The sequence below is a fragment of the Pseudooceanicola sp. NS-SX9 genome (genome assembly GCF_057380705.1).
On sequence record NZ_JBXXRN010000007.1, the window covers coordinates 76981 to 99096 of the forward strand.

Genomic DNA, 22116 nt, shown 5'->3' on the forward strand with positions numbered 1-22116 from the left:
GTTCAGGCGCTACAGGCTGCCCAGATCCACAGGCTTCAGCGCGAAATTGTAGACCTCCGGCGACGGCAGCGCGGCTTGCCCGTAGGCGCGTGGCCCGATGAAAGAGTATCGCTTGTAAATCTGTCGGATCCGCTGCTGCCCCCAGATGGTGCGGCCCCGCTGCGGCTTCTTACGCTCCATCTTGATCCCCAGGGCAGTGAAGCGATCGGCGATCTGCTGGTAGGTCAAGCCTTCCCCGCGCAGCGCTTCGATCATCGCGCCCAAATCGGCCGAGCGCCGATCTGCCTCCAGCTTTGAAGCCAGAGCTGACCGGCTCCCGCACTCCGCAGCGCGATGCCTGTTCTTCTCGTGAGCGAACCCGAACTTCTTCCCCCGGAGCGCCGCTTGCTCCAGGGCGGCCTTCGTGCGCTGCGAAATCGCCAGGGCTTCCCCCTCCGCGACGGCGGCCATGATCTGCATCGTCATCTTGTTGGCCGCCGGCAGGTCGCAGGCCTCGATCTCAAGCTTCGGGTCCAGGAGGAGCGTGGCAATGAAGTGGACGCTCCGCGCCAGGCGGTCGAGCTTGGCGATCAGCAGCACGGCGCCCTGCTGGATCGCCAGCTCGATCGCCGCCGCGAGCTGCGGGCGATCCGAGCGCTTGCCGGATTCAATTTCGGTAAAGCTGCCGACGAGCTGCGCGCGCCGGCTTTCGACATGGAGGGTCACAGCGCGCTGCTGCGCATCCAGGCCGAGCCCGGATCTGCCCTGCTCCTGAGTTGAGACCCGGTAGTAGGCGACGTAGCGCATGGCAAACCTCCAAATTTCTCTCCTTATATAATAGCATCCGGTCGGATGTAATTGTACGATTTCTGTCCTCCGCCCCGAAATTCACCTGGGAGCCCTGTCAAAAAAGCTAACGAGAAGCCTTTAAGTGACATTTTTGCACCAAGTATGCACTTTGAAATTTTTCAGAATATTTTCATTGCTTTTTCAGGTTCGCTAACGCCAGAAGCTCACACCGCCATGCCGGGCCTTCCAGCCGCACCCAGGGCCACGAGCTGCATGCACACCCCTCCCGCAGCATCAGCCCCTAGGCGCAAATCGGCGAATTAGAGAAATTCGGCGAGGCCAATTGAGTGAGCGAAAATCTGCTATTACACAGAATCGAAATAAGCCATCAAAAACCGCGAATTTTGCAAATTTCCACCACTCAATTACACGTTCGCTATTGAATATATTATCCCCAGATGCGAGAATATAAGACTCTCGCTTTAGGGGAATGACATGCCTGAAGAGCCCGCACTCATGCACCTCGCAATTGCGAAATTTCACGAAGCCGCAAAGGCGTCATTCAATTCCGCAACATTGCGCCGCTCCATCCTAATCCCAAAGGATTTATATTCCGCGACCTGCTATGTATCAGCGGAATTGTCGGCGAGCGCAGACCACCCCAAGCGCAGAATTGCTGCGGCCATTCCCGTGCATTGGAGCCACGACAAATCTCAGATTTTCAGTGCAAATGCTGTCTTCGAAACGGCTGGCCCGGAAGAGCGCTCATGCCCGCCCTACATCCTGGAGGATCTGACGCCGACCTCTAACCCACAGGCCGCCGCCTGGCGCCACGAATGTGCCAGGCAGCCATGGCATTACGAAATCGTCGTTCGCCGGTCGGAGGAGGGCAAGACGAGCCTCCTGCTGGTCATGGCCTCCGCGACGCAAAGCGTGCTGCTGAAGCAGGGCACCTGCGAGGACGAGGACATCTTCCATTCAGCTTTGGAGGCCATGCTCGTCGAGCACCCGATGGCAGAAATCAGCCCGCTCAAGCCCCCCAGAAAGTGACACCCCCGCAGTTTCCCCCTTCCGGGGCGTTGTTGCAGAACTCAGCCGGTGAAGGATTCACATCGGGAATCCATGCGGTTAGACGCGCTGCATGAGCAAGCCCAAGCCCGCCCGCTACCACACGACAAACTGGTCTACCTACAACGATGCGCTCAGGAAGCGCGGGTCACTGCTGATCTGGCTGAACAAGGAGATGGCCTGGCACGCGCCGCATGAGGGACGCCCAGGGCGCCCGCCAGTTTTCTCGGATGCCGCGATCCAGTTCTGCCTGTCGATCAAGGTGCTGTTCAAACTGCCGCTCAGACAGACAGCCGGGATGGTCGCGAGCCTCCTGCGGCTCGCAGGACTGGACTGGCCCATTCCCGACTACTCGACGCTGTGCCGTAGGCAGAAGACCCTCAAGGTGCAGATCCCCTATCGTCGTGCCGACGGGCCGCTGAATCTGCTGGTGGACAGCACCGGCATCAAGTTTCTTGGCGACGGCGAATGGCAGGCCCGCAAGCATGGTGTTCAGGGTCGTCGCCAATGGCGCAAGGTGCATCTGGCAATGGACACTACCACTTCGGATATCCGGGCCGTTGAGTTCACCCCCAGCCGGGAAGGCGACAGCCCCATCCTGCCAGACCTGTTGGGCCAGATCCCCGAGGACGAGGACATCGGCACCGTGACTGCGGATGGCGCCTACGATACCCGCCGATGTCACAGCGCCATCATCGCACGCGGCGGCTCGGCAATCATACCGATCCGAAGGAACGGTCGGGCTTGGAAAGAGGACTGCCCGGCTGCCAAGGCGCGCAACGAAACCCTGCGCGCCACACGTCACTACGGCCGGGCGTTCTGGAAACGGTGGACCGGATACCACGCTCGCAGCCGCGTGGAGGCCAAGATGCGCTGCATCAAGTCCTTCGGCGAGCGCATCGCTGCAAGGGACCCCGATCGCCAAACCGCCGAAATCCACATCCGCGTCGCTCTTATCAATCGCTTCAACGCGCTCGGCACCGCCGAGGTTGTTCGCGTGGCCTGAGCCTGAACGGGAAAGGGGCACTCACGTCTCAGGCCGCCTTTCTGCAACAACGCCCCCTTCCGGCACGGAGCACCGGAATGAACAAATTTCTGCTTTTCCTATCAATTTCTTCTCTTCTGGGGACGGCAGCCCAGGCAGCTGAATTCAAGGTCGCCACCTGAAACCTGGAGCAATTGGCTGGCAGCCCGGGCGCCGGATGCCCCCCCCGCAGCGCGGCCGACTATGAGAAAATTACCTCCATCATCGAGCAAGTCGGCGCTGAGGTCTGGCTGCTCCAGGAGATCGAAAACCAGGCCACCCTGGAAAGAGTTTTCCCGTCTGGCTGGACCTACTTTGTTGAGAAACGGACGCCCCAGGGCAGCCTTCGTTGCTCAAAGGGGGGCCAGAAAAGGACCCCAATTCGCACGGCCATCGCCGTCCGCTCGGACCTCCCGGCGCACCGCCAGGAGGACCTGAAATTTCTGGATGTCGGGGGCAGGGGGTGGATGCGACACGGGACGGCCATTGATGTAGACATCGGCCAGCAGCGCCTACGACTGGTCAGTGTGCATCTGAAATCTGGCTGCTTTGAAGGAACCTCCTCTGAGGCCTGCGCGCAGCTGTTCACGCAAATCCCCTACCTGGCTTCCTACGCTTCTGAGGTTGATGAAGGCGGACTACCAGTAATCATCGGGGGCGACTTCAATAGGCGACTTGGCACCCCGAACGATAGCGCTTTTCATACGCTTTCCTACAATGCCGAGTTGGGAATAGCCCTCGCGTCCCCCTCTGGCACATCCAAATATGGCTCTAGGAAAATCGTCCTATCGACTACATTCTGGCGAGTGGCCGCGCCTCCTATAGCATGAACGTCACGGCAAGCTATGAGGTGACACCAAACGGTCGTTTTTCTGAATGGCCTTCAGATCACTGCTCGGTTGTGACACCGTTCGATGTAATGGAATGAATCAGTTCTGGCGGAACGCTTCTCCTGACTTTTTCGATTTGTCTTGCAGCGTTCGAAACAGTATTCGTTCCAGCCACTCCACTTATCGACTTGTGCAGTTTGGGAAATTCCACCAATCGCTAGTGCAATTTAGCGCAAGGCGGGCAGCGCCTCAAAATTCCGAAGTTCTCGAATTATGTATTTCATAGTTATTACAGGTCCTTGAGCTGATTTCACCTCAGCTGTCTCCGTCTGCATTTCCACTGTCGCCCCCTCATGAGGGCGAAAATACCTCCTGCAACCAGGCATCGACCTCCTTCACTAGCCGCAGCGGGTTGTTGCCCTGACAATGCGCATCCGCGCCGGTGTCGGCCTCAAGGACCACCAGCCGCTTTCCGGCCAAAGGGATGGCCTCGTGCCAGCCTTTCGGCTGGCCATTCCAGACTGCGCCCTCCTGTGCGCCAAGCACGGACAGGAACGGCACCGTGACGGCGCCCGGATCGACGGTAATCCCCTCCCAACGCTCCGCTAGTTCGGACACGGTGAACACACCCGCTTTCCACATCAAAACCTCGAAATTCCGGTGCTCCGCTTCGGAGGGGGAAGCGCGCGCCCTCATCGACGGGAAGCGTCGGGCCTGAACTTGAATGGACGGCTACGGCGGTTGCTGATCTCATGGTGATCGCCGATCACATTTCGGGCGACAATCCAGATGCTGACACGGCTCGTATGGATGAAATCCATGCGAGGCGCGCTTGGCGGTCCTCGCATCCCCGACGCGGTGGTCCCGAAGATGCAGATGGGATGCGTGACCTGGTTGTTCGTCCGACCCGCTGGGTGGCTGAGGCCGAGAGCCCGGCAGCGGTGCTGCAGGCGGCCCGGATGTGGCCGTGATGACGGGGGCGTCGCTGACGCCCGGTTTTCCGTCACAGGGTTACAAGTGATTTCCCGGAAAAATCACGATATTTCAGAGATTTCAGGCTGTGCGGAAGGCGGTCAAAATCTGCGCTGCGACGGGCCTCGGCAACAAGGTCTGAGGACAGAAGTGCCTCGAAGATCTCGCGGCTTGCCGTCCGCAGCTTCTGCCAGTCCCGGTCTTCGCCATGGACATGCAGCGCGCCCAATGCCACCTCGTGCAGCGAGATGCATCTGCCGAACGGGTCTGACGGCCAGCCGGGGACCCGGCCCTGCACGCAGATCAGATGGCCATTGGCCCGCAGCCGCGCCGCCAGATCCTTCGCTTCCTCAGGCCCTCGCAGATCCACGGCGGCTGACTGGCTGGCCTCGGGCACCTGTCGGTCCCAGGGCAAGACCTGCGCCCCGACGCCGGCCAGTCTTTCGTGGTGGCGCGGGTGGCATTGCGCCGTGACTTCCCAGCCTGCCTTCAGTGCCAGCTGGGTCAGATAGAACCCTACGGCCCCCCCGGCCCCCGCCACCAGCAGGTCTTCGGGGCTGGCCGGCAGCTTCGACAGCGCAAGCCAGGCCGTCAGCGCGGGACAAGGCAGGGCCGCGGCCTGCTCAAACGTCAGGGCATCTGGCAGCGGCAGCAGCGCACGCGCCGCGACCGGGGTGATCCGGGCAAAGCTGCCCGGACCGCCCAGCCAGGTGTGATAGGCCACGCGCTGTCCGATCCAGCTGTCCGGCACATTCGCACCCACGGCGATCACCGTGCCGGCCCCGTCGCAGCCCGGCACCTTTCCGGGCTGCCAGGAGGCGCTGCCCAGCACCTTCCAGTCGACCGGGTTGAGGCCGATGACCGCGTTGCGCACCAGGACCTCGCCCGGGCCGGGCAGGGTCACGGGCAGCTCGGCCAGCACCAGCGCGCATGGGTCATTCCCATGCTGCCAGGTCCAGGCCATGTGGCGGTCAGGCAGGGCGTCGGCGGTCATCGGGGGGCTCATCCTTTCAGGACCGTGATCAGCGCCCGGCCGGTGCTGCTGGCCGATTGCGGGTTCTGGCCGGTCACCAGCCGCCCGTCGACGGCGGTGGTATCGGTCCAGTCGGCGCCGGGCTGCATATCCGCGCCGAGGCTTGCCAGTTTCGTGGACAGCAGGAACGGCACCACGTCCTGAAGCTCGACCGCGCGTTCCTCGGCATCAGTGAAGGCCGCCACCTTGCGGCCCGCGACCAGCGGCGTGCCGTCCGAGAGGGTGACATTGGTCAGCGCCGCCGGGCCGTGGCAGACCGCGCCGACCGCACCGCCCTGTTCCCAGATCGCGCGGGTGACGTCATTGACCGCCGTCGAAGTCGGGAAATCCCAGACCGCGCCGTGGCCACCGGCGAAGAAGATCGCGCTGTAATCGGCCGGGGTCACATCGGCCAGTTTCTGGGTCGAACGGATCGCGGCCCGGAACAGCGGATCGGCCCAGAACTGCGCGTTCACCGCGTCGTCGAGGTCGAGCCCGTCCACCGGCGGCTCGCCGCCCTTGATCGAGGCGAAGGCCACGGGCAGATCGGCCGCGAGGAATTCCTTCAGCGGGTGGGTGACCTCGGAGAGGTAGAACCCGGTCGGGCCATGACCGGCCTTGTCGCCATGCGAGGTCATCACGATGAGGATCGGTTTCATTGCGCGTCTCCTTTCGCGGAATAGGTCGGCCAGTCGGTATAGCCCTTTGCGGTGCCGCCGTAATAGGCATCATGATCGACCGGGGTCAGCGGCCAGCCGTGGCGCAGCCGTTCGACCAGGTCGGGGTTCGAGGTGAAGGGCGCCCCGAAGGCGGCGATGTCGATCAGGCCGTCGCCGATCATCGCGTTCGCGCGTTCGAGATCCATGCCGCCCGCGAGGATCAGCACACCGGAGAAGGCGGCGCGGAATTTCGCCAGGAAGCCTTCGGGCATGGCCGGCGCACCGCGGCTGGCCTGGTCCATGATGTGGATGAAGGCCAGGCCGCGCTTGTCGAGTTCCGCCGCAAGCGTCAGGAAGGTCTCTTCCTCGCCCTCGAAATCGCCCAGATCATGCAGACGGCCGAAGGGCGACAGGCGGATGGCCACCTTGTCGGCACCGATGCGGGCGATGCAGGCATCGACCACCTCCAGCGCGAAGCGGATGCGGTTTTCCACCGACTGGCTGCCATAGGCGTCGGTGCGGTCGTTGACGGCACCGTTCAGGAACTGCTCGACCAGATAGCCGTTGGCGCCATGGATCTCGACCCCGTCGAACCCGGCCTTCACGGCGTTTTCGGCGGCATTGGCAAAGTCTTCGACAACCCGGGCGATCCCCGCCTGGTCCAGCGCCTCGGGTTTGGAGGCAGGCACGAAACCGGCGCTGCCATCTGGCGTATAGCCGAAGGCAGAGGAGGTTTCCGCCTGCTGCCCGGTGGCGCTGACCGGGGCCTTGCCGCCGGGCTGAAGCGAGGTGTGGCTGACCCGGCCGACATGCCAGATCTGGGTGAAGACCGCCGCGCCCTGGTCATGGACGGCCTGCGTCACCGGGGCCCAGGCCGCGACCTGCTGGCCCGACCAAAGGCCGGGGCAATCAACAAAGCCCGAGCCCTCGGCCGAGATCACCGTGCCCTCGGTCACGATCAGCCCGGCACCGGCGCGCTGTGCGTAGTAACGCGCGTTCTCGGGGGTGGGGACGTTTTCGGGGCTGCGCGCGCGGGTCATCGGCGCCATGGCGGCACGGTTCTTCAGGACCAGCTTGCCCAGCTGGATCGGGGCGAAAAGATCGGTCATGGGGAGGCCTTTCAGTTATAGGCGCCGGCGGAATAGGTCAGCTCGTAGCTGTGGGAGTAGAGCTCGAAGACGATGCCGAAGGGGTCTTCGACATAGACCATGCGGTAGGGCTTCTGGCCGGGGAAATACTCGCGCACCGGCATACGTTGCTTGCCACCCGCCGCGACGATCCGGGCCAGCAGCCCTTCCAGATCGGGGTCCTGGATGGCGAAGTGGAAGAGGCCCGTCTGGCGATAGGGCAGGTTGTTCTCGGGCTTGTAGGCCTCGGAGAACTCGAACAGCTCGAAGCCGATGCGGTCGGCGGTGGACAGATGGGCGATGCGGAACTTGCCCCAGCCGGGCCCGAAGACATCGTCGCACATGATGCCGATGTCGCTGTCGTCCTGGGCGATCTCGGTCGGTTCCATGATGACGTAGAAGCCCATGACATCGCGGTAGAACTCGACGGCGCGGTCAAGGTCTGGCACGGACAGGCCGATATGGGAGAAGGTGCGGGGCGTGGTTTTGGTCATGCGTATCCTCAAAATCTTTGACCGATATCTGGGGTGACAGCTGACATCTTTCAAATTATTGTTTTTACTCAAAATCATAACAAAACGATTCAGGTGAATGCTGCACTCAACTTGGCTGGAAACTTTTGTAACCCTCTGCGATGTCGGCCATTTCACCCGTGCAGCGGCGGCACTGAACATGACCCAGCCCGGCGTCAGCCAGCATGTCAAAAAGCTGGAAGAGCAGGTCGGCCAGTCTCTCATGTCGCGTGACGGCAAGAGCTTTACCCTCACGCCGGCCGGCGAGACGGTGCGCGCGATAGGTCAGCGCCGCCGCGATGAAGAGCGCGCCTTGCGCCAGAGCCTCAGGTTCGACGACCCGGCCAAGGGGGAGGTCAGTGTCGGCTGTTCGGGATCGATCGCCCTGCTGCTTTATCCCTGCTTCCTCACGCTCATGGAGGCCTCGCCAGGCCTTGACCTGATGCTGAACGCCGCCCCAGAGGCGCGGATTGTCGAGGGCGTCCTCGATGGCTCGCTGGATCTTGGAGTGACCAGTCATCCGCCGGTCCACCCGCGGCTGGAAGGCGCGCGCGCGGGCCAGGACGCGCTTTGCCTGCTGCTGCCGAAAGATCATCCCGCTCCACGCAGCCTGGCCGATCTCGATGCGCTTGGGTTCATCGCCCATCCCGACGGCTTTGCCCATGCCGACGAACTTCTCGGCTGCAATTTCCCGTCCGAATATCGCGGGGCAGACGCCCTTGTCCGGCGCAGCTTCGTGAACCAGATCGGGCAGATCCCGGAACCCGTCGTGCGGGGGATTGGATATACCATCCTGCCCCGCAGCGGCGTGGATACCTTCCGTGACAAGTCGCTGCTGTCCATCGCGGAACTCGCGCAGCCCGTCCGGCATGATCTTTGGCTGATCCAGAGGAAGAACCGCGTTCTTGCTGCGCGAACTGACCGTTTGCGCAGCAAGATTGCCACTCTGCTCGACGCGCTTTAGGCCGGCTTGCCGGTGTGCAGCTTGACGATGGCGGTCATGTTCTCTTCGCCAAGTCCGGCCTCGATGCCTGCTGCGAAACGGTCGCGCAGCAAGGATGTCAGCGGCAAATCCCCTTCCGGCATCAGGGATGCGGTATAAGCCATATCCTTGCGGATCAGTTCGACCGGGAATTGCGGCGCATGTTGCCCGGTGCGCATCATCTGCGTCAGATAGCCTGCTGCGGGTGCCCAGGCCGAGATCTTCGAAAGCGCCGCGAAGGCGAGATCCAGATCCGTGCCCTGTGCCTGCATCATCGGCAGAAGCTCCGCCCAGGCCGCGACCTGCGTCGCCAGCATGGTGTTGGTGACCAGCTTGACGATGGCCGCCGCTCCGATCGGACCGACGTAGTGGAAGGAAGATCCAAGCGGCGCAAGGAGTTCGGCCGCCGCTGCCGTATCCTGAGCCGATCCCCCGAGAAAATAGAGCAGGGCACCGGCATCGGCCTGCGGACGTGATCCGGAGACCGGCGCCTCGGCCGGACGTCCGCCGGCGGCAAGAACGGCTTGCGACCAGGCTTTGGCCCTTTCCGGCGTGATGGTCGAGCTTTCGATGGCCAGCGCGCCGGGCGAGACTGCGGCCAGTGCCCCGGTGTCCAGGTCTTCCCAGACCTCGTGGGAGGCCGCATCGTCCCGCACCATGCTGATCACGGCGTCGGCCCCCTGTGCCGCGTCGCGCGGTGTCCGGGCAAGAGCGGCGCCGAGACGGACAAGGTCGTCTGCCCGCCCGGGCGTCCGGTTCCAGACCGTCACATCATGACCCGCATCCAGAAGATGACGCGCCATCCGGCTGCCCATGGCGCCAAGGCCGAGAAAGGCGATTTTCGACATGATACTCTCCATTGAGCGGGGCGGCGGCCGTCGCGCACCGCCCCTTGATCGGGGTTACGCCTTGGCGGCGCGAGCGGCGGCGACCAGACCGACCAGCCAATCCTGGTGGCCGTTGATCATCGGATTGGGCCGGGCCTGTGCCAGTTCACGCGCGGGGGCACCGTTCTGGGTTTCCTGGGTCAGAATGCGCACGCGCCCCTCCGACAGGTCCTCGATCAGCCAGGCATGATGCACGTCCAGCCGGTCGGCGGCGCCTTCTTCGCCCGCCCAGCCATGCCAGGCGATCCGCGCCGGCTGGCCCTTGACCGGTGCCACGCATTCGACAACGCGGGCCGGCACCGGAAATCCGAAGGTACGGAAGAAGAAGCTGTTGCCCAGAGCCAGTTCCGGCCCCTTGCCGTCATGGATCTCGACGTCGGAGGCATTGTCGTAATAGTCGGGCCAGCGCGACGCGATGGCAAGGAAGGGCCAGACGTCAGCGGTGCTCAGACCGGTGACGATCACTTCGTTCGAGACGAAGTTGTCGGTGAAGCCGGGAACAAAGCCCGCGGGCCAGATGATGTCGGACATGGGTCTCTCCAGTGTTCAGTTTCTGCTGGAGATATGGAGGGGCGCAAAATATAAATCCAATCGCATATCATTACATCAGATATAAGAATGGCCGATATCAAGACCTTTGACCTCAACCTTCTGCGCGTCCTGGATGCGTTGCTCGACACGCGCTCGGTCAGTCGCGCGGCGGAAAAGCTTGGCGTGACGCAGCCTGCGGTCAGCGGCATGCTGGCGCGGCTTCGCGATGGCTTTGACGACCCGCTTTTCGTACGAACGCAAAGGGGGGTGCTGCCCACACCGCGCGCCGAGGCCCTGGGCGCACAGGTCCGCAAGATTCTGGGAGAGGTCGAACACGTCCTGCAGGCCGAACGCTTCGACCCCGCCAGGGCGTCTTTCACGTTGCACATCGCCGCCACGGATTATGCGCAGCGCGCGGTCCTGCTGCCGCTTCTGGACCGGATCCGCGCGCAGGCCCCGGGCATACGTCTGGCCGTGCGTCCGGTCGCACCGGACTTTGCCCGCCAGTTGGCCGAGGGGGTTCTGGATCTGGCGCTGGTCACGCCCGAAATGACGCCCGATACGCTGCGGGCGCGAAAGCTGTTCGACGAGGACTACGTCGTCATCGCGCGCGCGGATCATCCAGGCCGCGACCAGCTGGACGATCTGGATGTCTTCTGTGCCCTTGATCATGCGATCATGTCCCATGATGGCAGCGCCTTTGCCGGGCCGACGGACGCCGCGTTGCAGCAGTCTGGCAGAAGCCGCAACGTCGTCGTCAGCGTGCCGAATTTCACCATCCTGATCGATCTCATCCGCCGATCTGATCTGATCGCCCTCGTGCCAAGCAGGTTGGTGGTCGAGGAGCCCGGCATCTTCACGGCCCCGCCACCCCTCGTGGTGCCCGGGTTCCGCAAGATCCTCGCCTGGCATGAGAGGCTGCAAGAAGACGCTGCGCAGAAATGGGTTCGCGACCGTCTGGCTGAATGCGTGGAGGTCTATCATCATGGCGGCGTTGTTGCCCAAAGGGGCGAGGGATTCACCTCGTGAATCCAATGTAGTAGCCGGAAGGTATGAGCAGACCTCCGAAGACGACCTACAAGACCACCAACTGGCAAAACTACAATCAGGCGCTGAGGCAGCGCGGATCACTGACAGTTTGGTTCGATCCCTCGATGCATTGGGAAGCCATTCCGTCGGGGCGTCGCGGCCGTCAGCAGGCCTATAGCGACGCTGCGATCCAGGCCTGCCTCACCCTCAAGACACTCCTCGGGCTGCCGCTCCGCCAAGCGACCGGTTTCGTGGCGAGCCTGCTCGAACTGTCCGGGCTCGGCTGGTCCGTGCCGGACTTCAGCACTCTGTCACGTCGCCAGAAGACCTTGAACGTGACGATCCCGTATCGCGGTTCCAAGGGGCCGCTGCATCTGCTCGTGGACAGCACCGGCATCAAGGTGGAAGGCGAAGGCGAGTGGCACACGCGCAAGCATGGCGGCTCGAAACGAAGGGTCTGGCGCAAGCTCCACCTCGGGATCGATGAGGAAACGCTGGAGATCCGGGCAGTCGAGGTCACCTCCAGCAATGTCGGCGACGCGCCGATGCTGCCGGACCTGCTTGCCCAGCTGCCCCCGGATCAGGAGATTGCCACCGTTACAGCAGACGGTGCCTACGACACGCGCGCCTGCCACGACGCCATCGCTGACCGCGGTGCGGCAGCAATCATTCCGCCCCGCCGCAACGCGAGACCCTGGAAGCCGGACACGGCAGGAGCCCGAGCGCGCAACGAGATACTGCGGACGTCAAAGCATCTTGTCCGGGCGCTGTGGCGGAACTGGAGCGGCTACCACCGACGTAGCAGAGTGGAAACGAAAATGAACTGCGTAAAGCTACTCGGACAGAAGCTGATGTCCCGCGACTTCGACCGCCAGGTTGCCGAAGTTCAGATCCGTGCGGCGGTAATGAACCGCTTCACTGCCCTCGGCATCCCGGTCACCGTGGCACTGGGATAAGTGTGTCCGGAGAAAGGGGAACTGCGGTCATCATCTGATTTGTGCAACAGCGCCCCGCCCCGATGTCAGATCAGCGCTACCCAACCCCGCAGTAGCTCGGCGCTTTGGACCAGGCCAATGCGCTCCATCCGGTCCAGTAGCTCGGCTCCGGTCATCGTCGGGTTGCAGAAGCTTTCGCGCATGCCGCGAATGGCCGTGACCGCCAGCGGTGGCGACAACTCGATCGTGGCGGCGATGAAGGCATCGGGCGTCAGCAGCTCGACCTCGAAGGCGGCAAGGGCTGCTTCGGGAAAATCCTTCACGTTCGACGTCACCAGAACGTCCGCCCGTGCGCCAATCGCCGCTGCCAGGACATGGCGATCATCCGGATCGGGCAAGTTCAAGAGCGCCTCAATGGCACGGTCCTGCCGCACCATGGCCTCGGGGAAGATCTGTTCCATCATGGCCCGGCGGCGGCCATTGGCGATGTCCTTGCGGGCGAAGGCAACGTCGACCTCGTCGAGGATCCGGGCGCTCCAACAGGGTTTCAGCATCCCGGCCTGCGCCAGGTGCAGGATGATGTTGCAGGTCAGCCGGCTGTAGATGACATTCGCGTCCAGCAGCGCGGTAAAGCCGTTCGGATGGTGCATCAGATCAGGTCGTCGTCCTGGTCCATCTGCGCCAGCGCAGAGAGCCCCTCGTGCCGCGCCGCATCGCGACGGGCGCGGTAGGCGAACAGGTCCTCGGCCAGGATGCGGCGGTGCCGGCCGACCTTGTGGAAGGGGATCTCTCCCTCTTCCAGCAACTTCACCAGGAAGGGTCGCGAGACATTCAGATGATCGGCCGCCTGTTTCGTCGTCAGTTCCGCCTGCACGGGAACCAGAGAGAACCCCTGCCCGCTTGCCACCAGCCGCAGGACTTCAAGCAGCGCCCCCGAGATCGCCGGCGAGAGCGTCACCGGGCTGACCCCGCCCGCCGCGTCAGACAGGTTCAGCCGCACTTCTCCGGCAGCATCGCGCTGCGAGGCGAGAATGCGTACCAGCTGTTCGGCATTCTGGCTTTCCAGCGTATTCGGCAGGCGGTCGACGAAACTATCGGTCCGATGTGCAAGGCCCATGGGTGGCTCCTTTCCCAGTCTGCCTTCGATATATCAAGTGAAATAAACGAAACAAGCGAAATAGTCGAAACCGCTCCCCCTGCCCCGCGCGCCATGTTAGCCTGGGCGAAACCGGCCACAGCGCAGCCTGCGCGCATCGCAAGTCCCTGTTTGGCTGAGAAATTGCTTGCGCGACTCCGGGGAAGACGTTCATAGTCTCGGAAAATAGTGCGTGGTGTTTAAAAAACCGCGCCCACGGAACGGGCACAGATGAGCGACACTGAGCAGGACCTAGACATTGTCATCGGGCAATATGCGGATCTTCTTGCGGCGAACCTGCACGCCCAGAGAGAAGCGCATTTCCCCCCCGATGCCCAGAAAAACATGCGCAGCCTGACCAGTGGCGAGGCCTCTGAACTGCTGGGCATCGACCACACCTACCTGCGCAAGTTGCACCGCGAGGGCAAGATTACCGAGGTCGAGATGACCGCCGGGAATCACCGCCGCTATACACTGGATGACATCTGGTCGATTCGTCAGACACTTGAGGGCCACACCAAGAAGCCCGGAACCTATATCCCCGGCCGGCGTGCGGGCGATGCACTCCAGGTGATCTCTGTGGTGAACTTCAAGGGCGGCTCGGGCAAGACGACAACCTCGGCGCATCTGGCGCAGCGGCTGGCGCTGACCGGCTACCGGGTGCTGGCGATCGATCTCGACCCTCAGGCCTCGCTGTCGGCCCTGCACGGCATCCAGCCCGAGATCGACCTGATGGAGGGGGGCACGCTTTACGACGCGGTCCGCTACGACGATCCGGTGCCGATGCGTGACGTGATCCGCAAGACCTACATGCGTGGCCTCGACCTGATCCCGGGCAACCTGGAACTGATGGAATTCGAGCACGAGACCCCGGCCGCCATCGCCAAGGGCGGCGCCCGGGCCTTCTTTGCCCGGGTCCGCGATGCGCTGGACGCGGTCGATGAGGATTACGACGTGGTGGTCATCGATTGCCCGCCACAGCTGGGTTTCCTGACGATGAGCGCGCTGAGCGCCTCGACCGGGGTTCTGGTAACGGTGCATCCCCAAATGCTGGACCTCATGTCGATGAGCCAGTTCCTGCGGATGACCTCGGACCTGTTGGGCATCATCCGGGACGCCGGGGCCAATCTGCGCTTTGACTGGCTGAAGTTTTTGCCGACCCGCTACAAGGTAGGCGACGCACCGCAGACCGAAGTGATCGCCTTTATCCGCGGCCTCTTCGGCCGGGCGGTGATGACCAACCAGATGGTTGAATCCACGGCAATTTCCGACGCGGGCCTGACCAAGCAGACGCTTTACGAAGCCGAACGCAAGGATTTCACCCGCAGCACCTTTGATCGCGCCATCGAGGCGATGAACGCCGTCAACGACGAGATCGCGCAGCTGATCCAGAAGACCTGGGGGCGTCATGTCTAGAAAGCCGCGCCTTGGCGCCGTGAACCCGGCGCTGAGCACCCTGACCCGCGCCGCCGATGTGCAAGAAGCGCGCAAGTTGCGCACCGGCATCGCCGAGCTTGACCCGGCGCTGATCTCGGTCGAAGGCCGCCTGGATGATCGGCTGCTACTGGATGTCGCCGCGCTGAAAGAGTCCATCCGCGCCAATGGCCAACGGGTGCCGATCCTGGTGCGCCCGCTGGGCCCCGATCGCTACGGGTTGATCTACGGTCGCCGACGCCTGACCGCCTGCGCCGAGCTGGGCCTGAAGGTGCGTGCCATCGTCACCGATCTGGATGACGGCGAGGCGCTGAAAGACCAGCTGCTGGAGAACCAGGACCGCGCTGACCTGAGCTTTGTCGAGCGTGCCCTGGTGGCGCAGTCTTTGCTGGAGGGAGATCACCTGCCGGCCGAGATGCGCTCTGTCACGGCTGTGGCCGAGGTGATGAACCTGACGCGCGCCGGGGTGTCGCAGCTGGTGAACGTGGTCAAGGGCGTGGGCCCGGACCTTCTGATGGCCATCGGCGCCGCGCCGGGCATCGGCCGCCCTCGCTGGGAAGAGCTGAAGAAGGCCCTGACCGAGGCCCCCGAGGATCATGACACCCTGATCGGCATCGCCAGCACGGTTCGCGCAGCGGAGGGCAGCTCCGGCGATCTGTCGGACCAGGCCTTCATGGCGGTTCTGAAGGCCGTGACAAACGCACCCGCGGCCCCTGCCCGCGTGGCCGCTGCCCCGCTGGAGATCTCTGGCGTTGGCACCGCCACCGTAAAACGCAGTGCCCGCGGCAGACGCCTGAAGCTGGACCTTCAGGCCAAGGACGCGGGCTTTGCCGGCTGGCTGGAACGCCATGCCGGTGACCTGATCCAAGACCTTCACGCGCGCTGGAAAGAGCGCACGGAAGACTGAGGCAACCCGAGCAAATGAGACAAGGAGGCACGTAACAGGCAAAGAAAAGGCCCCGAGAAGCAAGCTTCGTCGAGACCTCTCTTGGTTTCGTCACAGGGCAAAACAGCCAAGCTAGAAATCAGTTTTCGCACCTCTGAAGATAGTGGCTGGCCCTGTTCTCTGCAAGCGCATTTGCGCTTTGCGGGCCGTGTTTCTTTTGTCTTCGTGAAAATTTCATGGACTACGTTCCGTTTTCGCCGTTCAAGCGGCCGATTTCCCGCGCCCATCTGCAGGTGGTTGATCCTGTCGAGGCGTCCCACCCGGTCAACAAGTGGCATCTCCTGCGCGAACTCTCGAAGGCGCAGAGCGCCTTTGGCCTGACCGAGCGCGACCTGACCGTCCTGCAGGGGCTGCTGAGCTTCCATCCGGAGACGGATCTGGATACGTCAGGGCCGCTCGTCGTTTTCCCCTCAAACAAAGCGATCTGCGAGCGGCTGAACGGCATGGCCAATTCGACCATGCGCCGCCACCTGGCCCGGCTGGTCGAGGCCGGTGTCCTGATCCGCCGCGACAGCCCGAACGGCAAACGCTATGCCCGCGGGCGGGGCGAAGACCGCATGGCCTTTGGGTTCGACCTGTCTCCCCTGCCCCGGCGCGCCGCCGAAATCGAAGCCGCCGCGGAAGAGATCCGCACCCAGGAAGAGCGACTGAAGCGCCTGCGCGAGACCATCGGCCTGATGCGCCGGGACCTGGCCGCCATCGCACTGTTCGGTCTCGGACACAGTCCCGACCTGATGATCTGGGCCGATCTCCAGGATCTGGTGGACAGCACCGCCAGGACCATGCGCCGCAAGCTCTCTCTGGAAAATCTGAACGAAATGGCCCGGAGACTGGAAACCGCACTGGAGGCCGCCAGAGATCAGATTGAACCGCTCGAAACGGTTGAAATGAGCACCTGTGACGCCCAAAACGAGCAGCACCAACAGAATTCATATAAAAACTGCTTTGACTCTGAACCCGACAAGGAAAGCACAAAGCCTGAAGACATCGAAGGGAACACAGACACTACGGAGCGTGACCTGCCAAGAATACCTCTGGCGCTGGTCCTGAAAATTTGTCCCTCGATCAGCGATTTCCACGATGGACCGATCCGTCATTGGCACCAGCTCTATCATGCTGCCTGTGCAGTCCGACCTGCGATGGGGATCAATACCGCTGCATGGAATGATGCGATCCGGATCATGGGGCCAGGGCAGGCGGCCATCGTCCTTGCCGCGATGCTGGAGCGGTTTACCCAGATCCGGACCCCTGGTGGCTACCTCAGATCTCTGACGGCAAAATGCGCAGAAGGCACTTTCACCTGCGGACCGATGGTGATGGCACTCATGGCACAGCGTCAGGCGGCGTAACAGCTGTTACACCTTGGGGCAAATCCAAAAAATGGACGCTTTTGGGGAACCCAATGAGCATCAACTTTCACGCAGAAACGCACCGTAACAGCTGTTACGCCCAGGCGTTCTTCACACGTCAGTCTCTCTGTCAACCGATCCCCATTGACGTCGCACAGCACGCCGGTATCTGAGAAATGTCGCTATGGAGACGGAGAAAGATAGGAACATCATCGCCTTGTCACCCATCCTACAAAGGATCGCAGGTGATGGAGGGACCGCATGAAGGACGAGGCTGCATTCCGGCTCTGGTTCGCCCAGCAGAAGGGGCAGGCGGAGGCAACGGTAGCCTCCCCGATCAGCCCACTGCGCCGTGTTGAGGCCGCCATAGGGGGGCTAGATTCTGTTCTGGCGGAGCGGGACATGGCATCGTTGCTGGAAGTGTTCACCTATTCTGCCGAAGATGAGCACGCAGGGCCTGCGAGCCCTTCCCCGGTGGAGATTAAGGGCGACCTCAGAAATGACCTGGCCCGCATCCGCCAGGCGCTGGCGCTTTACGATACCTTCCTTGCGACACCGAACCGGGCATGCCATGCTGCCGCGGCTGGATGCTCGGCTAGCTCTGTATCAGCACTTCCTGGAGCTCGACCGACGGGTCAAACGCGCCGCCAGTCGGGATGAGGTCTGCATGCGCATGATGACTGTGCCCGGGGTCGGCCTGATCGCGGCTTTGACTTTCAAGGCGGCGGTCGATGACCCTGCGCGGTTCAAACGATCTCGCACCGTGGCGGCCCACTTTGGCCTGACGCCCCGACGTTTCCAGCCTGGTGAACACGACAACCCAGGCCGGATCTCGAAAGCCGGGGATCGAGACGTGAGGGCGACGCTTTACGCCGCCGCCAATGCCTTGCTCATGCGAACTATGACCGGGTCCCAGATCAAGTCCAGGGGCATGCGCTTGATGCGCACCAAAGGACGCCGCCGTGCGGTTGTGGCTGTTGCGCGCAAACTGGCCGTCCTGCTCCACCGTATGTGGGCGGATGGCACCGAGTTCTGTTCAGAAAGGGTAGAGGGCTTGGCATGATCTAAACGCCAGAGACCAATCTGAACGGGATCGTCCTCATCGGACGAGGTTCGTGGATGAAGCCGAAAAAGTCTGCTGCGCCACCAAGCGCGTCTCAAAGCGAGGCTCTCCACAACCAATCCGACACATGCGTGCAGCGATGCCCTACGTGGCATCAACCAGACTGCGAAGAGAAGCGTGACCCGGATGAGTGACAAAGATCACAAACAACAAGGAAAACGAGCTTAACCCAAACGCCCAATTAGAGAAGCCAGGCGATAGATGCTGCGATGTATATGCCGCCGTAGGCTGCATTTGCGCGACCGGCAAACTCGACCTCAACCCGCGTCAGCAAGTATGCGAACAGAGCGAGGGAGATGGCGCCCGGGATAAGCCAGAGGGCAGAGCGGTCAAGCCGTAGCCAGGCCCAGAACGCGAAGCATCCCGCGATCTCGGCGAGAGCAGCCAGCGCATACATGCCGATAGAGACGAAGACGCTCATCATGGGCGAGCTGTGCTCCACTGCCACGGCAGCAGTTCGTCGAGGCGGTTGATTTTGTGATCATGGATGCGGTCGAGGATGTCGGCGAGCCAGGCCTGCGGATCGAGCCCGTTCATCTTGGCGGTTTCGATGAGCGTCATAGCCCATGCCAGTATTTCGCCACCGCTGTCGGAGCCCGTGAAGAGCCAATTCTTCCGCCCGATGCCGATCGGGCGCATGGCTGTATCGCCCCAGTGAAAACCTGCTCATGCTACAAGGGAGAACGTAGCAATGAGTATGACGATGGACGACAGCATCAAACGGTGGACGGCGAAGCGTAAGACAGCGCTCGTGATCGAGATCATCCAGGGCAAAACGACCGTGTCGGAGGCAAGTCGATCATTCGACCTTACACCCTCCGAGATCGAGGGCTGGGTCGAAGACGCGAAGCGGGGTATGGAGAATTCCCTGCGCGCCAACCCGCTCGCGACATCCGCGAGCAATACGAGAAGCAGCTCCGGGACCTGCAGGAAGCCTACGGCGAGGCTATGCTGGAGCTACGGGCCCGAAAAAAGCTTCAGGCCCTGCTGGATGCGCAGGACGGGAATTGATCCGTTGCATCCAGCAGGGCCTCCTGGCGGAGGGCGTTGCGGTGTCGATCGCCAAGCTCTGCACGTGGTTCGGCATTCCCCGGCGCACGGTCTACTACAAACCGGTGAAAGCCGCGCCGAAGGTCGATCCCCGCTTTGCCGATCCGATCAAGAAGATAATCGAGGAGGAGCCGTCCTTCGGCTATCGGACCGTGGCCTGGCTCCTGGGCTTCAACCAGAACACGGTGCAGCGGGTTCGGCATCTCTCTCGGACCGATGGCGTTCGATGCCTCACTCCAGATCAAGGGCTGGCAAGTTCGCAAGCGCGCCGTGGGCATGCGGCCCCGCATTCAGGCTGTTCCGTCTGCCGCAGCTGCGCCGAACGAGAGATGATCGACCGATCTCGCCCGCATCTGGACCGGCAAGGACGGCTGGGCTTCACTGGCGTTCGTCGGGGAAACGATCCCCCGGATCGTTTCCTGACCCTCCTCACTGATCGACTGCCACACGCGCGAACTGCTGGGCTGGCACCTATCGAAGTCCGGCAAGGCGACGACGGCCAGCGCCGCCCTGGAGCATGCGCTGATCGCGAGGTTCGGCACCTTGGGCCGGGTCGAAGAGGAGTTCCTGCTGCGCTCGGACAACGGTTTGGTCTTCACCAGCCACCACTTCACGGCCATCGTCCGCAGCTACGGGCTGAAACAGGAGTTCATCACCCCTCACTGCCCGCAGCAGACGGATGTAATTGAACAGCCCCTTTCTGCAGCGGAGTGGTCCTTCAACTGGGGCCAGCGGGGCTTGCAGGCTGGTATCGCCTGCCCGTTCTCTGCCAGTGCTGCATGATCCGCCGGTAAGCCTGCTCGGCATGCTCGGCACCAGCTTGATCTGCCTGCCTCAGTTCCGGCTTGTTGTAATCACAGGCAGCGCCGCGCCGGCCACGCTGCGGCTCAGCGCCGGCCGCCAGCTCCAGCTTGCGCATCTTGCGCGCCAGCAATGTGGGGCGGCCCCAGGCATAGTCCTCGGCCTTGGACAGCATGTGCCACATCAGAACGGCGAGCTTGCGGACCACGGCAACTGCGCCAACATGCGCACCCCTCCGCGCCTTGACCCGTTCATAGAAGGCACGGAGTGGCCCGGGGCTGCGCACGGCTTGCCAAGCTGCCTCGACCCGCAGATGACGTGCGTCGCTCCGGCCGCGTCTGGTAATCCGCCCATGATAGGCCGGGCCATCGCCGGATTGCCGAACGCTCGGATGCAATCCCAGGTAGGCTGACAGGTGATCGGCCGAGGCAAAGCGGTCCACGCGGCCGATCGCGGCCATGACGCCGACCGCCACCACCATGTCGACACCCGGGATCGTCATCAACCGCAGGACATCCGCGTCAGGCATGGCTGCGCGGGCGATGTCCGGCTCGACCAACCGCTGCGCCGCCGTCTGCCGATCATATTCCTCGATGTGCCGGATGATCGCCGCGCGCTCATCCGGAGGCACCTCCTGCGCCAGAACCCAGGCGCGGCCCTTGCCGCCAAAGAGATCCAGCTGCGGACAGCGCGGCACGAGATGCGCATGAAGGATGGACTGCGCGATGGCCTTCAGGCGCACCCGGCTCTTCACCAACTGGTTGCGCCGCGTCACCTGACGGCGCCGCGACTGCGTCTCGGCATCCGGTATCCAGACCTCGGGCAGGAACCCGGCGGCGTAGAGCTGCGCCAAAACACGGGCATCTATCTTGTCCGTCTTGGTCTTTGCCCGCGCAATAAGGTGGACCTGCAATGGGTTTGCAACCGCGACCCGGGCCACCTTCGGCGCGAGGATCTCGACGACGGCCGCGGCATTGCCGGTTGCTTCGACGACGACATGGTCTGTCGGCCGGAGGCTTGCAGCGAAAGCCGCCAGCTTTTCTCGTGTCATATCCACGCGACCAAGCCGTCGCGTCATTCCGTCTTCCAGTGCCACCGCCTCGGCAAAGACGCGGTGGATATCCAGTCCGATGATGCGCATTTCGAACTCCTCCTGTTGGCAAGGAGGGAGCAGGCGGGCACGCGGCATTTACAGATCCGTGCTCAGGGCCACATCCGGGCGAGCCGCAGGGGCGACCATATAACGGCACGGGCTCTCGGCCCACTGTTGTAGCTCGGTCTGCCCGCACTCACGTGCTCCCGATGCCCCAGACCCCGGATCCCAACACAGTAGCAGATCCGGTGCACGAAGCACCGCCTCCATCATGCCGGATAACGGCATGGTCGAGCGCGTCATCCGGACACTGAAGGAACAGTGCGTGCATCGACACCGCTTCGTAAGCATCCAACATGCGATGCGCGTGATCGGTGACCGGATCGCCTTCTACAACAACCGCCGCCCTCATCAGGCGCTTGCCATGCGCACGCCTGCCGAGGCATTCACATTAGCGGCTTAACCTGAGCAGATTCCGCTGGGTCGATACATGGCGCGCTCGGCCGGGTTGTTGTCGACGCCGACGCGGCCGTCTTCGAGGAAGCGATTGAAGGAAGACCAGCGACTGAGGCCGTAGCGGATGAGCGAGTTGTCCGCAGTCACGGCACGGGCGTACTCGCGGGCGGTGTCCACCAGTTGGTTCAGCGTGCCAGATCCAGCGACATGAGAGGGCAGGGCCAAGGCTTTCCTTGTGATCTCTGTCGTCGCTGCGCGCATTCTCATGCTCATCAGAGGGCGTTAACGTCGATTTCTCGGTCTCTGAGGACATATTTCACTGAATCCGGCAATGAAATTGAACTGCTTTCAGTATAACATTTATGCCCGATAATGGAAGTTTATTGGACATAA

23 protein-coding genes and 5 pseudogenes are annotated in these 22116 nt (G+C 62.7%); 14 read left to right on the plus strand and 14 right to left on the minus strand.

From position 1 onward, the window contains the following. Positions 1-9: 9 nt before the first annotated feature. Positions 10-786: a recombinase family protein gene (locus tag AC2ITM_RS23450; RefSeq protein WP_486470798.1), complete on the minus strand. Its 777-nt coding sequence runs from the start codon at positions 784-786 to the stop codon at positions 10-12. A 477-nt stretch (positions 787-1263) separates the two neighbouring features. Here AC2ITM_RS23450 and AC2ITM_RS23455 point away from each other — a divergent pair, with 477 nt between their 5' ends. The 3 genes from AC2ITM_RS23455 to AC2ITM_RS23465 all read left to right on the plus strand — a co-directional run bounded on the left by AC2ITM_RS23455 (position 1264) and on the right by AC2ITM_RS23465 (position 3690). After that, entirely contained in the window at positions 1264-1818 is a 555-nt protein-coding gene (locus AC2ITM_RS23455) for a hypothetical protein (RefSeq protein ID WP_486470799.1), read from the plus strand. 91 nt (positions 1819-1909) lie between these two features. Beyond that, a complete protein-coding gene (locus AC2ITM_RS23460) occupies positions 1910-2842 on the plus strand; it encodes an IS5 family transposase (protein WP_486466497.1) in 933 nt (310 codons plus the stop codon). A 173-nt stretch (positions 2843-3015) separates the two neighbouring features. After that, positions 3016-3690 carry an endonuclease/exonuclease/phosphatase family protein gene (locus AC2ITM_RS23465; RefSeq protein WP_486470800.1) on the plus strand — a complete coding sequence of 225 codons (675 nt, stop codon included), beginning with the start codon at positions 3016-3018 and terminating at the stop codon, positions 3688-3690. 351 nt (positions 3691-4041) lie between these two features. Here the strand turns inward: AC2ITM_RS23465 and AC2ITM_RS23470 are convergent, their stop codons facing one another. The 5 genes from AC2ITM_RS23470 to AC2ITM_RS23490 form a co-directional block, all read right to left on the minus strand. After that, complete coding sequence (locus tag AC2ITM_RS23470; RefSeq protein ID WP_486470801.1) at positions 4042-4317, minus strand: hypothetical protein; 276 nt, start codon at positions 4315-4317, stop codon at positions 4042-4044. A 376-nt stretch (positions 4318-4693) separates the two neighbouring features. Next, positions 4694-5656 carry an alcohol dehydrogenase catalytic domain-containing protein gene (locus AC2ITM_RS23475; protein WP_486470703.1) on the minus strand — a complete coding sequence of 321 codons (963 nt, stop codon included), beginning with the start codon at positions 5654-5656 and terminating at the stop codon, positions 4694-4696. Positions 5657-5664: 8 nt separating this feature from the next. After that, positions 5665-6333, minus strand: a complete 669-nt coding sequence (locus AC2ITM_RS23480) for a type 1 glutamine amidotransferase domain-containing protein (protein WP_486470702.1) — start codon at positions 6331-6333, stop codon at positions 5665-5667. Next, positions 6330-7442 (minus strand): alkene reductase, encoded by a 1113-nt coding sequence (locus tag AC2ITM_RS23485; protein ID WP_486470701.1) that lies wholly within the window; start codon positions 7440-7442, stop codon positions 6330-6332. The genes AC2ITM_RS23480 and AC2ITM_RS23485 overlap by 4 nt, the downstream gene beginning before the upstream one ends. An 11-nt stretch (positions 7443-7453) precedes the next feature. Further along, a complete protein-coding gene (locus AC2ITM_RS23490) occupies positions 7454-7954 on the minus strand; it encodes a lactoylglutathione lyase family protein (protein ID WP_486470700.1) in 501 nt (166 codons plus the stop codon). 97 nt (positions 7955-8051) lie between these two features. Here AC2ITM_RS23490 and AC2ITM_RS23495 point away from each other — a divergent pair, with 97 nt between their 5' ends. Then, positions 8052-8936 carry a LysR family transcriptional regulator gene (locus AC2ITM_RS23495; protein WP_486470699.1) on the plus strand — a complete coding sequence of 295 codons (885 nt, stop codon included), beginning with the start codon at positions 8052-8054 and terminating at the stop codon, positions 8934-8936. Here the strand turns inward: AC2ITM_RS23495 and AC2ITM_RS23500 are convergent. Together AC2ITM_RS23500 and AC2ITM_RS23505 are read right to left on the minus strand one after the other, a co-directional pair. Further along, entirely contained in the window at positions 8933-9814 is an 882-nt protein-coding gene (locus tag AC2ITM_RS23500; protein WP_486470802.1) for an NAD(P)-dependent oxidoreductase, read from the minus strand. The genes AC2ITM_RS23495 and AC2ITM_RS23500 overlap by 4 nt on opposite strands. Positions 9815-9856: 42 nt before the next feature. After that, complete coding sequence (locus tag AC2ITM_RS23505) at positions 9857-10372, minus strand: SRPBCC family protein (protein ID WP_486470697.1); 516 nt, start codon at positions 10370-10372, stop codon at positions 9857-9859. An 87-nt stretch (positions 10373-10459) separates the two neighbouring features. On the opposite strand from AC2ITM_RS23505, the gene AC2ITM_RS23510 reads away from it, so the two are divergent. Both AC2ITM_RS23510 and AC2ITM_RS23515 read left to right on the plus strand, forming a co-directional pair. Next, positions 10460-11401 carry a LysR family transcriptional regulator gene (locus AC2ITM_RS23510; RefSeq protein WP_486470803.1) on the plus strand — a complete coding sequence of 314 codons (942 nt, stop codon included), beginning with the start codon at positions 10460-10462 and terminating at the stop codon, positions 11399-11401. Between the two features lie 23 nt (positions 11402-11424). After that, positions 11425-12357, plus strand: coding sequence for an IS5 family transposase (locus tag AC2ITM_RS23515; protein WP_486470804.1), 933 nt, complete (start codon positions 11425-11427; stop codon positions 12355-12357). 65 nt (positions 12358-12422) lie between these two features. Here AC2ITM_RS23515 and AC2ITM_RS23520 read toward each other — a convergent pair whose 3' ends face one another. Then, the gene (locus AC2ITM_RS23520; RefSeq protein ID WP_486470805.1) at positions 12423-12986 is read right to left on the minus strand and encodes a PIN domain-containing protein; all 564 of its coding nucleotides are present in this window, start codon (positions 12984-12986) and stop codon (positions 12423-12425) included. After that, complete coding sequence (locus tag AC2ITM_RS23525) at positions 12986-13453, minus strand: helix-turn-helix domain-containing protein (protein ID WP_486470806.1); 468 nt, start codon at positions 13451-13453, stop codon at positions 12986-12988. Before AC2ITM_RS23525 ends, AC2ITM_RS23520 begins: the two co-directional genes overlap by 1 nt. Positions 13454-13702: 249 nt before the next feature. Between AC2ITM_RS23525 and repA the strand changes: the two genes are divergently transcribed. The 5 genes and pseudogenes from repA to AC2ITM_RS23550 form a co-directional block, all read left to right on the plus strand. Continuing rightward, positions 13703-14887 (plus strand): plasmid partitioning protein RepA, encoded by a 1185-nt coding sequence (repA, locus tag AC2ITM_RS23530; protein WP_486470807.1) that lies wholly within the window; start codon positions 13703-13705, stop codon positions 14885-14887. Then, on the plus strand, positions 14880-15812 hold the full coding sequence (gene repB / locus AC2ITM_RS23535) for a plasmid partitioning protein RepB (RefSeq protein ID WP_486470808.1): 933 nt from the start codon (positions 14880-14882) through the stop codon (positions 15810-15812). The genes repA and repB overlap by 8 nt, the downstream gene beginning before the upstream one ends. A gap of 215 nt (positions 15813-16027) precedes the next feature. After that, complete coding sequence (gene repC, locus AC2ITM_RS23540; RefSeq protein ID WP_486470809.1) at positions 16028-17200, plus strand: plasmid replication protein RepC; 1173 nt, start codon at positions 16028-16030, stop codon at positions 17198-17200. A 261-nt stretch (positions 17201-17461) separates the two neighbouring features. Next, positions 17462-17860 (plus strand): hypothetical protein, encoded by a 399-nt coding sequence (locus tag AC2ITM_RS23545; protein WP_486470829.1) that lies wholly within the window; start codon positions 17462-17464, stop codon positions 17858-17860. Further along, a pseudogene (locus tag AC2ITM_RS23550) lies at positions 17766-18263 on the plus strand (transposase); the annotation flags it as partial. The gene AC2ITM_RS23545 and the pseudogene AC2ITM_RS23550, both read left to right, overlap by 95 nt. A 247-nt stretch (positions 18264-18510) precedes the next feature. Here AC2ITM_RS23550 and AC2ITM_RS23555 read toward each other — a convergent pair. Further along, a pseudogene (locus AC2ITM_RS23555) lies at positions 18511-18744 on the minus strand (YnfA family protein); the annotation flags it as partial. Beyond that, a pseudogene (locus AC2ITM_RS23560) lies at positions 18744-18971 on the minus strand (transposase domain-containing protein); the annotation flags it as partial. The pseudogenes AC2ITM_RS23555 and AC2ITM_RS23560, both read right to left, overlap by 1 nt. Before the next feature lie 43 nt (positions 18972-19014). Here AC2ITM_RS23560 and AC2ITM_RS23565 point away from each other — a divergent pair. Together AC2ITM_RS23565 and AC2ITM_RS23570 are read left to right on the plus strand one after the other, a co-directional pair. Next, positions 19015-19334: pseudogene (locus AC2ITM_RS23565) on the plus strand (transposase). Between the two features lie 498 nt (positions 19335-19832). Next, a complete protein-coding gene (locus AC2ITM_RS23570; RefSeq protein ID WP_486470823.1) occupies positions 19833-20156 on the plus strand; it encodes a hypothetical protein in 324 nt (107 codons plus the stop codon). Here AC2ITM_RS23570 and AC2ITM_RS23575 read toward each other — a convergent pair. Beyond that, positions 20092-21315 (minus strand): IS110 family RNA-guided transposase, encoded by a 1224-nt coding sequence (locus AC2ITM_RS23575; RefSeq protein WP_486470810.1) that lies wholly within the window; start codon positions 21313-21315, stop codon positions 20092-20094. The two genes, AC2ITM_RS23570 and AC2ITM_RS23575, sit on opposite strands and share 65 nt — an antisense overlap. Before the next feature lie 238 nt (positions 21316-21553). On the opposite strand from AC2ITM_RS23575, the gene AC2ITM_RS23580 reads away from it, so the two are divergent. Then, entirely contained in the window at positions 21554-21730 is a 177-nt protein-coding gene (locus tag AC2ITM_RS23580; RefSeq protein WP_486470811.1) for an integrase core domain-containing protein, read from the plus strand. Between the two features lie 8 nt (positions 21731-21738). On the opposite strand, the pseudogene AC2ITM_RS23585 reads toward AC2ITM_RS23580, so the two are convergent. Continuing rightward, a pseudogene (locus tag AC2ITM_RS23585) lies at positions 21739-21996 on the minus strand (IS66 family transposase); the annotation flags it as partial. Between the last annotated feature and the right edge of the window lie 120 nt (positions 21997-22116).

Coding starts and splice junctions, on each gene's coding strand:
- AC2ITM_RS23505 (WP_486470697.1), bottom strand. CDS start 10,372: ATGTCCGACATCATCTGGCCCGCGGGCTTTGTTCCCGGCTTCACCGAC.
- repA (WP_486470807.1), top strand. CDS start 13,703: ATGAGCGACACTGAGCAGGACCTAGACATTGTCATCGGGCAATATGCG.
- AC2ITM_RS23520 (WP_486470805.1), bottom strand. CDS start 12,986: ATGCACCATCCGAACGGCTTTACCGCGCTGCTGGACGCGAATGTCATC.
- AC2ITM_RS23455 (WP_486470799.1), top strand. CDS start 1,264: ATGCCTGAAGAGCCCGCACTCATGCACCTCGCAATTGCGAAATTTCAC.
- AC2ITM_RS23485 (WP_486470701.1), bottom strand. CDS start 7,442: ATGACCGATCTTTTCGCCCCGATCCAGCTGGGCAAGCTGGTCCTGAAG.
- repB (WP_486470808.1), top strand. CDS start 14,880: ATGTCTAGAAAGCCGCGCCTTGGCGCCGTGAACCCGGCGCTGAGCACC.
- AC2ITM_RS23460 (WP_486466497.1), top strand. CDS start 1,910: ATGAGCAAGCCCAAGCCCGCCCGCTACCACACGACAAACTGGTCTACC.
- AC2ITM_RS23475 (WP_486470703.1), bottom strand. CDS start 5,656: ATGACCGCCGACGCCCTGCCTGACCGCCACATGGCCTGGACCTGGCAG.
- AC2ITM_RS23450 (WP_486470798.1), bottom strand. CDS start 786: ATGCGCTACGTCGCCTACTACCGGGTCTCAACTCAGGAGCAGGGCAGA.
- AC2ITM_RS23575 (WP_486470810.1), bottom strand. CDS start 21,315: ATGCGCATCATCGGACTGGATATCCACCGCGTCTTTGCCGAGGCGGTG.
- AC2ITM_RS23490 (WP_486470700.1), bottom strand. CDS start 7,954: ATGACCAAAACCACGCCCCGCACCTTCTCCCATATCGGCCTGTCCGTG.
- AC2ITM_RS23580 (WP_486470811.1), top strand. CDS start 21,554: ATGGTCGAGCGCGTCATCCGGACACTGAAGGAACAGTGCGTGCATCGA.
- AC2ITM_RS23525 (WP_486470806.1), bottom strand. CDS start 13,453: ATGGGCCTTGCACATCGGACCGATAGTTTCGTCGACCGCCTGCCGAAT.
- AC2ITM_RS23510 (WP_486470803.1), top strand. CDS start 10,460: ATGGCCGATATCAAGACCTTTGACCTCAACCTTCTGCGCGTCCTGGAT.
- AC2ITM_RS23500 (WP_486470802.1), bottom strand. CDS start 9,814: ATGGAGAGTATCATGTCGAAAATCGCCTTTCTCGGCCTTGGCGCCATG.
- AC2ITM_RS23545 (WP_486470829.1), top strand. CDS start 17,462: ATGAAGGACGAGGCTGCATTCCGGCTCTGGTTCGCCCAGCAGAAGGGG.
- repC (WP_486470809.1), top strand. CDS start 16,028: ATGGACTACGTTCCGTTTTCGCCGTTCAAGCGGCCGATTTCCCGCGCC.
- AC2ITM_RS23495 (WP_486470699.1), top strand. CDS start 8,052: ATGCTGCACTCAACTTGGCTGGAAACTTTTGTAACCCTCTGCGATGTC.
- AC2ITM_RS23515 (WP_486470804.1), top strand. CDS start 11,425: ATGAGCAGACCTCCGAAGACGACCTACAAGACCACCAACTGGCAAAAC.
- AC2ITM_RS23480 (WP_486470702.1), bottom strand. CDS start 6,333: ATGAAACCGATCCTCATCGTGATGACCTCGCATGGCGACAAGGCCGGT.